The 12,069-nt window shown below is 33.4% G+C and carries 10 protein-coding genes; 3 read left to right on the forward strand and 7 right to left on the reverse strand.

Annotated elements, in window-relative coordinates; translation table 11 throughout:
- The first annotated feature begins 2 nt into the window (after positions 1-2).
- Positions 3-2,006, forward strand: a complete 2,004-nt coding sequence (locus IPK88_01890; GenBank protein MBK8242151.1) for a cytochrome C peroxidase — start codon at positions 3-5, stop codon at positions 2,004-2,006.
- On the forward strand, positions 1,996-2,397 hold the full coding sequence (locus IPK88_01895; protein MBK8242152.1) for a hypothetical protein: 402 nt from the start codon (positions 1,996-1,998) through the stop codon (positions 2,395-2,397). The genes IPK88_01890 and IPK88_01895 overlap by 11 nt, the downstream gene beginning before the upstream one ends.
- 321 nt (positions 2,398-2,718) lie before the next feature.
- On the opposite strand, the gene phoU is transcribed toward IPK88_01895, so the two are convergent.
- The 7 genes from phoU to IPK88_01930 form a co-directional block, all read right to left on the reverse strand.
- Positions 2,719-3,396, reverse strand: coding sequence for a phosphate signaling complex protein PhoU (phoU, locus tag IPK88_01900; protein ID MBK8242153.1), 678 nt, complete (start codon positions 3,394-3,396; stop codon positions 2,719-2,721).
- A gap of 15 nt (positions 3,397-3,411) precedes the next feature.
- Entirely contained in the window at positions 3,412-4,167 is a 756-nt protein-coding gene (locus tag IPK88_01905) for a phosphate ABC transporter ATP-binding protein (protein MBK8242154.1), read from the reverse strand.
- Positions 4,168-5,001, reverse strand: coding sequence for a phosphate ABC transporter permease PstA (gene pstA, locus IPK88_01910; protein ID MBK8242155.1), 834 nt, complete (start codon positions 4,999-5,001; stop codon positions 4,168-4,170).
- Between the two features lie 63 nt (positions 5,002-5,064).
- The gene (gene pstC / locus IPK88_01915) at positions 5,065-6,294 is read right to left on the reverse strand and encodes a phosphate ABC transporter permease subunit PstC (protein MBK8242156.1); all 1,230 of its coding nucleotides are present in this window, start codon (positions 6,292-6,294) and stop codon (positions 5,065-5,067) included.
- Positions 6,295-6,578: 284 nt separating this feature from the next.
- Positions 6,579-7,409, reverse strand: a complete 831-nt coding sequence (locus tag IPK88_01920) for a PstS family phosphate ABC transporter substrate-binding protein (protein MBK8242157.1) — start codon at positions 7,407-7,409, stop codon at positions 6,579-6,581.
- Between the two features lie 101 nt (positions 7,410-7,510).
- On the reverse strand, positions 7,511-8,806 hold the full coding sequence (locus IPK88_01925; GenBank protein ID MBK8242158.1) for a hypothetical protein: 1,296 nt from the start codon (positions 8,804-8,806) through the stop codon (positions 7,511-7,513).
- A 258-nt stretch (positions 8,807-9,064) separates the two neighbouring features.
- Complete coding sequence (locus IPK88_01930; GenBank protein MBK8242159.1) at positions 9,065-10,018, reverse strand: hypothetical protein; 954 nt, start codon at positions 10,016-10,018, stop codon at positions 9,065-9,067.
- A gap of 442 nt (positions 10,019-10,460) precedes the next feature.
- On the opposite strand from IPK88_01930, the gene IPK88_01935 reads away from it, so the two are divergent.
- A complete protein-coding gene (locus IPK88_01935) occupies positions 10,461-12,002 on the forward strand; it encodes a T9SS type A sorting domain-containing protein (protein MBK8242160.1) in 1,542 nt (513 codons plus the stop codon).
- The last annotated feature ends 67 nt before the right edge of the window (positions 12,003-12,069 follow it).

Below are 12,069 nucleotides of genomic sequence, written 5' to 3' on the forward strand. Positions count from 1 at the left end.
TTATGTTATCCATTTTTAAAAAATTAAAATTTAGAATTCATTTTACAGTTCTTGGGTTAATTATTTGTTTTATTTTTTTTTCTTACTCCTTCAAGTCGACAGAGGAAGAGAAACCCTATACAATGTATTATATATTAAGTCTAGCCGATTTTAATGTCAGAATGGCCGATTTGAAAAATGAAATTAAGGAAGGTAATTTATCAAATCAATCGGTCATTTTAGATATAAAAAGACGAATTTATAAATGCAGATATTTTCTTAAAGGTTTGGACTTTTGGTGGCGATATTACGAACCCATAGCCTATAAAAAGATAAATGGTCCATTATTAGTCGAATGGGAAAATGAAGTTTTCGAAAAACATGAAAAGCCATATAAAAGAGAAGGATTCGGGTTGTCTTTAGCGCTCATGTATTTAGATGAAAAAAATATCACCAAGGATAGTTTATTGCATTTGATAGAACCTGCAATAAAAACGATCGAAGTTTTCTCTTCTGATTCTATTATCCAACAATTGGAAACCCCGGCCAGTTTTTTCTTTTGCAATCGCTTATTTTTACTTAATCTGGCTGCAATTTATACAACTGGATTTGAGTGTCCTGAAGATGAATGGATCCTACCCGAATTAAACTTTATTTTATTATCAGTAGACGCAATTTATAAAAGGTATTCATTGCAATATCCTGACTTGAATCTGCCTCAAGAATACTTAGATTTGTTCCATGAAATGTCTTTATTCGTTCAACAAAAAGTTCATCAAAACTACAAAAATGTAAATCCATTAATTGGAGTGGCTCAACCTAAAGATACAGTTTCTTCTTTTGATCATTTTACGTGGATACAAAAATATGTAAATCCATTGTACAAGATGAATCAAAACATGATTTCTAAAAATCATTTGGTATCATTAAGCTACATCGATTATTCAATGAATTCAAAGAATTCATCCATTTTTGATAAATCGTTATATCATGCTCAAAACACCCAAGGCATTTTTATAAGAGTAAAGGATACTTCAGCAATTCATGAAATGATAAAGCTTGGAAAATTACTTTTTTATGATCCCATATTATCAGGAAATAATAAACGATCATGTGCTTCGTGCCATAAGCCAACACAATATTTTACGGATACCAGTGTTACCACTTCACTCGAATATGATGGTATCACCAGATTAACTAGAAATACACCAACCTTAATTAACTCTGAATTCAACCATTTGATTTTATTAGATGGTAAGCACATTACACTACAAGACCAGTTACAAGATGTTATAACCAACCCCAAGGAACTCGGAATGAAACGTAATGAAATTGTTGCCAAAGTAATGTCATGCCCTGATTATAAAAAGGCCTTCAATACATTTCTAAAATATACCCCTACAGAACAAAAAATAACTCCGGAACATATCGTATCTGTGATCAGTATGTATGTGAATACACTTAGTCAATACGAAGCACCATTTGACCAAATGATGAACGGCACCCAACCCGTAAATGATGAAGTCCAGGCAGGATTTAATCTATTTATGGGAAAAGCTAAATGTGGTACCTGTCATTTTGTACCCCTCTTCAATGGTGTAAAACCGCCTTATACCAATAGTGAATTCGAAGTATTGGGCGTTCCTTCAGATACGACATTCCACATGATCAGTTCTGATGAAGGTCGATTTGTGATCAATCCTGCCTATGAAACAAAACATGCATTCCGCACTGGAAGTATCCGCAATTCAAGTTTCACTAAACCCTACATGCATAATGGTGTTTTTAACACGATGGATGAAGTCATCGAATTTTACAATGCAGGTGGTGGAAATGGAAAAGGTTTAATCATAGAAAATCAAACACTGTCGTCTGATTCTTTAAAATTAACTGTTTTAGAAAAAAAACAATTAATTACTTTTATCCAATCATTGGATGAAATGGTTCCAAATCAATTTCCGCCAATGAATTTACCAAAATCAAAAAATAAATTACTTAACAATCGTAAAATCGGCGGTGAATATTAAATTATATATACCATTAAATACATATTTGACATGTCTGGTGCTGTTAAGTATTTTTATAGCTTGTGTATCGAATAAAAATTATATCCTCCCTAAAGGTTTATCTACATCCCAAAAAAAAGATTTTGTACTTCAATTTAATCAAGGAAGAACTTTGTATGATTTGAATTGTGCAAGTTGCCATAATAAAATAATAAATAACAAAGTTGTTGAACCAGATTTCACAGTGGAACAGTTTGAAATCTATAAAATAAGAATTAAAAACGAACCCCACGTAACATCTTTAGGTCCCCAACAAATTACACCCACAGAAATGAATAAAATCTTATTTTTCTTTATCAATAAGAAAAAAAACAAATTAAATCCCGCAACAACTTTTAAACATATAAATTAGATATCTTTCTGTTTAATATCACATCTTTCTTTAACGACGTTTTACCTAAAACATCTTATAATTGCTAATGAGGACTTCCCAAGCTTACCTTCCAAACTGATTACACTTAAAACCCGATTACCTTTCAAACCGATTACCTTAATACTCGATTACCATTCAAACCGATTACCATCCAAACCGATTACCTAGATTACCACCCAAACCGATTACCTAGATTACCCTTCAAACCGATTACCGTCCAAACCGATTACCAGATTACCCTTCAAACCGATTACCTAAATTACCATTCAAACCATTTATCCTGAAAGACGGACGTATATCTTACACCTCCTTCTCCTTCCCTTTTTTCTTATGTTTTACAACTTTTGCTTCAATGTAAAAAATAATTTCTTCAGCAATGTTTTTAGATTGGTCACCAATGCGTTCAATTTTGCGCATGATGGAAAGTAAATGTAGGGCTTGACGTTTCTCGTTTGGGAATTGATCGAGACATAAAAGGGTTTGTGTACTACCGCTCTCATTGATTTTATCGAGAATTTTGTCACGCTTAAATATGGTACGTGCCATTTGTGTGTTTTCAAATGTAAATGCTTCTCTAAGATCTTTGACCATTTCAATTGATATCTGCAGCATTTTTTCGACATCCATCAGGTTCATCATTTCTTTATTAAAATCCTGATCAGTATCCGTAATATATTCTGTAATACCACAAGCAATATCCCCAATTCGTTCCAGATTGGTATTGATCTTCAAATTAGCAAGGACATAGCGAAGGTCTGAAGCTACAGGTTGGTATAGGGCGATAAAATCTTCACACCTGCGGTCTATATTCAATTCATAAGCATTCACACGTTTTTCCCTCTGTTGAACACCATGTGCGATGTCTTTGTCCCCTTCCTTTAATGCCAAATAAGCATTATCTAATTGCATTATAATAAGATCCCACATTTCGAGGATGTTGGATTTCAATTCGCTTATTTCATGATCTATTTGAAGCATAATGTTGCATTTATTTTAACCGAAACGGCCTGTAATATAATATTCTGTTTGCGTTTTAGAAGGATTGGTAAATATTTTTTTGGTATCATCATATTCAATTAATTCACCCAAATAAAAAAACGCCGTTGTATCACTAACTCGTGATGCTTGCTGCATATTGTGTGTGACAATAACGATGGTGAATTCCTTTTTTAGTGTAAAAATCAGTTCTTCGATTTTGCTAGTTGAAATCGGATCAAGAGCGGAAGCTGGTTCATCCATGAGCAGTATTTTCGGTTCTATAGCAAGTGCTCTGGCAATACACAATCGTTGTTGCTGACCACCCGATAATTCGAATGCGGATTTCTTCAATTTATCTTTTACTTCATCCCATAAAGCTGCTTGATTCAGAGATCGAATCACACGTTCTTCAATAAATTTCCTATCTTTTATCCCACCCACTTCTAATCCATACGCAACATTGTCAAAAATGGATTTTGGAAATGGATTTGGCTTTTGGAATACCATTCCAACATTGCGTCTTAAGTCAACAACATCAATTTTGGATTTATATATATCTTTTCCTTCAATTTCAATTTTCCCTTCAATTTTTACATCATCTACAAGATCATTCATTCTATTGAAACATCTGAGATACGTTGATTTACCACATCCTGATGGTCCGATAAGTGCTGTCACAGTATTTCGATTCATATCCATACTGATGGATTTCAAAGCATGGAAATCTCCGTAATGTAAATTCAAATCTTGGGTTGATATAATCGGATTCATTTATTTCATTTTAACTTTCTTAGCAAAATAATTTCTGATCACATTTGCTAATATATTTACAATTAATACGATGGCAATTAATACCAATGCAGTGCCATATGCTATGGGTTTTGATAATTCAACATTGTTACCACTCGTAGCGATCACGTAAAGATGATAGGGCAAGGCCATAACCTGATCATAAATACTAGAAGGAAGTTTAGGCAAAAAATATGCAGCAACGGTGAATAATATTGGCGCGGTTTCGCCCGATACTCTTCCGATAGAAAGTATAATTCCGGTAATGATATTAGGCAAGCCCATTGGAAGAATGACACGTGCTATGGTTTGAATTTTACTTGCACCAAGAGCATAACTGGCTGTTCTGAAAGTTGTATCTATTGCAATCAATGCTTCTTCTGTTGTCCTTATAATAATGGGTAAAGTCAATAATCCTAAAGTCAAAGATCCTGCAATAATTGAATCCCCAAATCCAAGCGTATTCACGAATAATGACATCCCAAATAATCCAAACACGATAGATGGAATTCCTGCAAGATTATTAGTCATCATTTTAATAATTCGCTTGGCATATCCATCCTTACTATATTCATTGATATAAATTCCTGATAAGACCCCAATCGGAACAGAAACTAAAAGACTTCCAAGTATTAAATACATAGTACCAACAATAGCGGGATAAATACCACCCTTAGTCATGCCTTCCTCGGGATTCGAAGTCAAAAATTCCCATGAAATAACAGAAAATCCTTTATAAATTAAAAATCCTAAAATATAAAATAGTATAAACAATACCAAAAAACTGGACATTCGGAAAAATCCAAATGCCAGCATTTGTTTCCAATGTGTAAGTTGTTTGCTGGTTTGAAATTTCACTCGATGATGGTTTATTTAGAACTAAAATTTATTTTTTTTATTTTTTGCACCAATCAGATCTACACTTAAATTGATTCCAAAGCTAATAACAAACAATACACAAGCCAAAGCAAATAATGCTGAATAATGTACACCTCCCTGTGGAGCCTCTCCAAGTTCTGCAGCAATGGTTGCCGGAATGGTCCTTATGGGTTCCAATATTGAGTGAGGAATGACAGCAGCATTTCCTGTGACCATTAAAACGGCCATAGTCTCTCCAATAGCACGACCTATTCCTAATATCGCTGCTGCACTAATACCTGAAATGGAGTATGGAAGTATGACATACCTAATGGTTTGCCAGTGATTAGCTCCTAGGGCAAAACTGGATTCTTTCATGGTCTTCGGTGTGTTTCGTATGGCATCATCAGATAAGGTGATAATAGTAGGTAAAGCCATAATAGCCAAGATAATACTTCCTGTAAGAGCCGTCTCGCCAACTGGCAGATTAAACCAATGTTGAACGAATGGAACCACAACGACTAGACCAAAAAAGCCAAGTACCACTGAAGGAATTCCTGATAATAATTCGATTAAGGGTTTTAGTACATTCCGTACTCTAAAATGAGCTATTTCTGAAATGTATATCGCAACCGACAGACCTAAAGGTAATGCAAAAAGTATAGCAATTAAACTCACCCATAAGGTTCCCAATATTAATGGCAAGGCACCCATTTGTGCTATAGGATGTGCGGTAGGCAACCATTCCTTTCCGGCAAAAAAATCACTCACCTTAATATGTGGAACTTCAATTAATTTTCCATTGAATTCAGGGTGCGCTTTAATGTAAGTTTCATTTACATAATTTTCAGGAACAAAGGCTATCGTCCCCGGTATACTATCTATGAGTTTTCCAATGCATACTGAAATATTTTGCAAGGTATCACCCAATTCTTCATCCGTAAAATAATTCCCAATATCATCTATTCTAAACAAGGTAATCGGAACGCTATCACCTCCAACTTCCGACCAATCCGTAATACTTTGATCGAAGATGTTTTTCAAATCCGTATCGTTGATTTTATTAAGTGGATTGGATTTATGGAGTACCAATACACTTCCTTCTTCCAAGGACGATTTACGAAATAATGAAAAACCTTCTTTAAATAAAAAAATAACAATTAACAAGATCGTAAGCGAAGTTACCCAACTGCATGCTTGCAGTATGATTTCAATTCCCCGTTCTACAATACTCCGAACTTTATGATTCACAATAATCCAGTTAATTTATTTTTTCAATTTAATTATTATACTTGTACATTTCATCTATCGTTCGCAACTTAATAAATTTATTTGAGAACAAATAAAAAAATTAAATTTAGATTGAATCCATTCTAAATGTAACAAATAATTAGTACACCTCAGATCCTCTTTAGCCCTTCACTTTCCAAGATGACTAAAAGATTCCATCGAGTTCTTCAACCGAGATGGATAAAGTGTAACAACACTTTAAGTGAAGGAACGTTTTAACGAATATTCGGCTTGGGACGGGTTCCTTATAATGAAATATACCCAACTGTACTTACCGTCTTTTGACCTTCAGCAGACAACACATAATCGATAAATGGTTTTACCAATTTTGCATCCTTAGTTAAATAATAATAATATAATGGTCGAACAATAGGATATTTTTTAGATTTAGCATTTTCAACCGTTGGAGTTACAAATGTTTTTCCTTTATCATATGATACGTTGATTGCTTTAAGATTATTTTCCATGTAGGCAAGTCCAATGTACCCAATGGCTCCTTTTGTCTGACTAACAGATTGTACTATGGTTCCTGTTGCAGGCATCATTAACACAGTACTCGCATAATTTTTATTACTCATTACATGTTCTTTAAAGAATTCGAAAGTACCAGAGCTAGACTCTCTTGAATAAGCAATAATCTTTTCATCGTCGCCTCCTACTTCTTTCCAATTTTTTATTTTTCCAGTATAGATTCCTTCTATTTGTTCACGAGTTAACTGGCTTACTTTATTTTTTGGATTGACTATAATACTTAATGCATCATTAGCGATAATAACCTCTTTAAATGCTTTTCCAGCTTCTTGAAGTTTAATTTTTTCAGCAATTTTTATTTTTCTGGAAGACATCGCTATATCAGTAGTTCCATCCAAAAAAGCAGCAATCCCAACACCGCTACCTCCGCCGACAACGGTGATTTTTGCTGATGGATTTTTCTTCATATAAAGTTCTGCTTCCTTTTGGCTTAGTGGAAGTACGGTATCACTTCCTTTGATTTTTAGAGCTCCAGGATTTTGGAAAGTAAAGGCAGAAAATAAGACTAGGACAGTAAAAAGTGCAATTAATTTTAAATGTTTCATTTTATGAATATTTTTATTTGTTTTTTAAATTTGATACAAAGGTGTACTCGCAATATTAAGAGAATATGATGTATTCTTTAATACTTTGTTAAATGTTGAAATTAGAATTTATATTGTAATCTTAATGTTAATACATTATCTTTCAAATCTTTAGCGAAGGCGCTCAGATTCTGGCTGGTTTCGTTCGTTACGATATCATAATAAGCCATGAATTTAACATTGGTATTCATACGATAGTTCCATCCAATTCCAATGGTAGAATACATGATATCAGTACCGGTCAATTTTGAGCCTGATTTTCCAATATCATCTTTACTAACCTCAGTATTAGGATCATACCAATCATATTTAACCACCAATTGGTGTTTAGATTGCATTATATTTTGAGCCAATATGACATAACCACCAGTGAATGGTCTGATATAGGTATCACCTGTTGGTGCAGTTCCTGTATTTGGGCTGCTGGATGAAGTGCTTGATCCTGCTTGATGTCCTGTAATATATTCACCACGTAGTGCTGTGATACCAATAGGCAGATCCCATGTTAATTGAGCATCAACCCCCAAATATTCTCGCTTAGCCTTGCTATTTAAATTTGAACTTGTAGAGTCTACTATCCATGCGAGAATTCCTGAAGGATTCGTTTCAATATTACTATAAACAAATTTATTTCCTTGTTTTATACCACCGTTATAATATGAAAATCGCAAACCATAATTGATTTTTTCATTTCTTGTAGTTTTGGCAATACCTATATTCCCAATAAAATCTTTAAATGAGTCAAAATCATTTGTTCCTGCCAAACCTGTTCCATTGAAAAGCCCGGCTTCAATTTTTAATATATTCCACTTGGAAGGTTTTGGAGCTTGAAAGCTCAATTTAGCGCCTAAATCTCTTTCTCCAGGTAGAAAAGCCTGTACAATTCTAGCACGCTCAGGTGATTCTCTAAGTGAAGAGGAATATTCATTTTCAAAACTAAAAGGTCTGTTAAACATCCCCATGGTAAGTGACAATGAACTTTTCCAGGGCTCCGTTACAGAAAAAAATACATCTTTAAAGTTTACACCCCTTTGGGTAACATCGAATTGAATAACACTGGACGTTAAACCACTGGTATAAGTAAATTTAAGTCGTCCGCGTCTTACATCAAATCGATTATCTACTGCTGCAGGAAAATTTCCTCCGGCAAAACTTGAAATCCCTGCTGTATCGGCGATTTGATATTGAGCTTGGACGTACCCTGAGATTTTGAGCTTTTTCAAAATATAGAGGTCAGATTGAAGTTTATTAATCGCAGTCCCCATAGTATCCATTGGATTGGCCACTTCCTCTTGGGCTGATAATAGTGTGATACTTAAGCACATACATATCACTAGCAAACATTTTAATAGATTCATTATTTTATTTTTATAGATTCGTCACAAAGCTATTGCGCTCCATACGATTCTAATATGAATTGAATATTACCAAATTATTAAGTTTTTGACTACCTAATTAATTTTATGCACTTCAAAAGTTTAGAAAACCAATTCTGGAGCCTTTAGGATACTTTCCTAAACCAATATTCAAATTATAGATTTATAGTAGGCTTACTGAGGAGTTACACGTTAAAGAATATAAATTTTGTAAAAATCACATACAATCTCTTAAAAAATTTATTTCTTACTTAGACTTTTACCAAATGGAAGGGTTACTCCTAACCAAGGCAATGCAAAAAATCCATCATTTTCATTAGAAATTGGGCTAAATAATCCTAAGTCTATGGATGCATGCTTACCTGCATAACGATATGCTCCAGAAATTACATTTACGTTAGACACAAAATCACCTTCACCAAAAGCTGTAAACCAATTTTCAGTTACTAAATAACTACTCTTACTTAACCGATACATCCCACTAATATTTACAGTAGGCCGCTTCCCCCATAAACCATCTCCCTGCGATCTAGCAAAACCCCAACCCAATCCAATACTTAAGTTATTATTTCTATTGCCATAAGAACCCAATCCATACAAGATGCCGGCAGTTCCCCTTGTTTCGTCTCCTCCGAAAGGAACAAAAAAAGCAATGGCTCCAACAGAAAAATTAAATTTTCTTTCACCGTTTCCAAACAAAAATTTTGGTGTTACCCACATTGGGGAATATTGAGCACTTTCTCTACCAAACAAAAACAAAGGAACTATCCCTAAACCACAAGTAAAATGATCAGTAAATCCATAACTAACTTGATTCATGAATACCCATATATTTTGGTAATAGCCTTCACCTTCCCTAAGATTATAAGCGCTCGGCGCAAAAAGATATCGACCGGCATTTGGATTCTCATACCAATATGCTCCACCATGAACTTGAATCTCTTGTATGCTCTCAATAACTTTAATATCGATTTTTTTGATAGACAATTCTCCTAATTTTTCGGTGTTTATACGCACCAAAACAGAGTCCATAAAAATTAATGTACCCATGAAATCATTACCGTCGTTCGTTTCAATATGTATAGAGCTTCCTAATTTCAATTCTTTGGGTATACTCGGTTTTTGAGCGTTTAACATATTAAAGAAGAACAATATAAGTAGAATAGTGCAAGTCCTCAATATTTGCATTTTCATTTGAATTAATATTTATTTAAATAAACGTAGATTTACAAAATTAATCCATTTCTCTATATGAAGTTAAAAATAATCCTAGTAATGCTGATTTAAATGTGTTTAAAGACAACTATTATGTTAATGTACGATCAAAAAACAAGTTACTATATTACCTCTTTATTATGTTAAACTTAATTAATCAAACACCATTTTTGCAACAATAAATGATCAATATGCATATTATAACTTGCAATAATTTCTAACTGAATTTATATTTCAATAAATTAAAATCACATGAATAACTTATTAGTTTACTTTAACTTTGTATCTGCAGCAAATCATTAAAAAACACATATTCAAAATTCTATCCAAAAAAATGATTATTAACTTTAGTTCCAAAATATATTCGAAAATTTTCTACCGATTCATTTTGGTATTTATGCTATTTAAAACTTCGAATATAATGGCAAATTTGATTGTGGCAAACAACTCAAATTATACCAATTATTTGAATGCATTAGTTCAAGGAGATACCTTATACTTGAGGCAAGGTGTTTACGACAATAATCTTAAATTAAATGGTTTAAATGGCACACCCTTAGAGCCTATAGTAATCATTGGAGAGGCAAATAAAACCATTTTTATAGGACAATCTTGTTGTAATACGGTGAGCATAACTAAATGCTCCTATTTAGTTATCAAAAATATTCAATTAGATGGTCAAAATCTATCCATTGATGCCGTAAAAGCAGAAGGAACAATCGGGAATTGGGCGCATCATATTACAATTGAATATCTCAACATAATAAATTATGGAAATTCTCAACAGAATGTAGGTATCAGTACTAAGTGTTCAGCTTGGAATTGGCTCATAAGAAAAAATACAATCATTGGTGCTGGGACCGGAATGTACCTTGGTAATTCGAACGGTGATGCACCCTTCGTGAATGGAATCATTGAGTATAATTACATTGCTAATACGGTGGGTTATAATATGGAAATCAAACATCAATTAAACCAAGTTAGAAATAATTTTACAGGTACTTCTGTCGATGGTAAAACGATAATCAGAAAAAATGTATTTACAAAAGATTCCACTTCATCAACTGGCGGAAATGCCAGACCTAATTTATTGGTGGGCGGATTTCCACTTGAAGGATTTGGATCCAAAGATTACTATGAAATATATGGAAATTTTTTTTACAACAACCCAGTAGAAGCTTTATTCCAAGGAACTGGAAATATCATAATGTATAACAATATATTTGTGAATCATTACGATCCTTCTGGTTTTAGAGCCATATACATTACGCCCCAGAATGGCGTAAGCCCTCAGAATGTAAAAATTTTTCACAATACAGTATGGACACTAAATAGTTCTGGAGGTATTCGTTTGTATAATCCAAACACATCCTATCAACAGCATTGTTACGCCAATGCGGTATTTGCAACATCACCTATAACTAATTTCACAAATAGCTTAGATAATATTACTGATTCCTATTCAAATATTGGAAAGTATGTAATTTCTGCAACTTCAAACATAACCCAACTCAACCTATATCCACGGATTGGCCAACTCACAGGTTCTTTGACATTGGATTCGTTATTTCATTTGTACACTCAATGGGATAAGGATTTTAATGGAGATCTATATAAGTGGTCCTATCGTGGTGCATATTCTGGTTGTTGTATGAATAATGGATGGCCGCTACAATTAGACACTATTGCTTCACAAAAAACTACCACAAGCATACATCATTTAAAAAATGAAATGGATTGTATCTTTCTTCCCAATCCAATAAACACTACTTTATATCTAAATTGTGATTTCCTATTGCCTTGTCAAATTGAAATCTTTAATACTGTGGGTGAAAAAGTTTTTGGTACTCAATTAAGTTCGACCTCAAACACCATTGATTTTACAAATAGATCCAAGGGAATATATATTATGTCTTTTAAAACTAAAAATGGAATTTTTGTAAAGAAGATTCTAAAGCAATAAAAACAAATATTCGAATCAAATTGAAATATCTTTGATTCAAAATTAAATTCTATATATTTGAGGCCAT

The sequence above is a fragment of the Candidatus Defluviibacterium haderslevense genome, assembly GCA_016712225.1.
Lineage (GTDB): Bacteria > Bacteroidota > Bacteroidia > Chitinophagales > Saprospiraceae > Vicinibacter > Vicinibacter haderslevensis.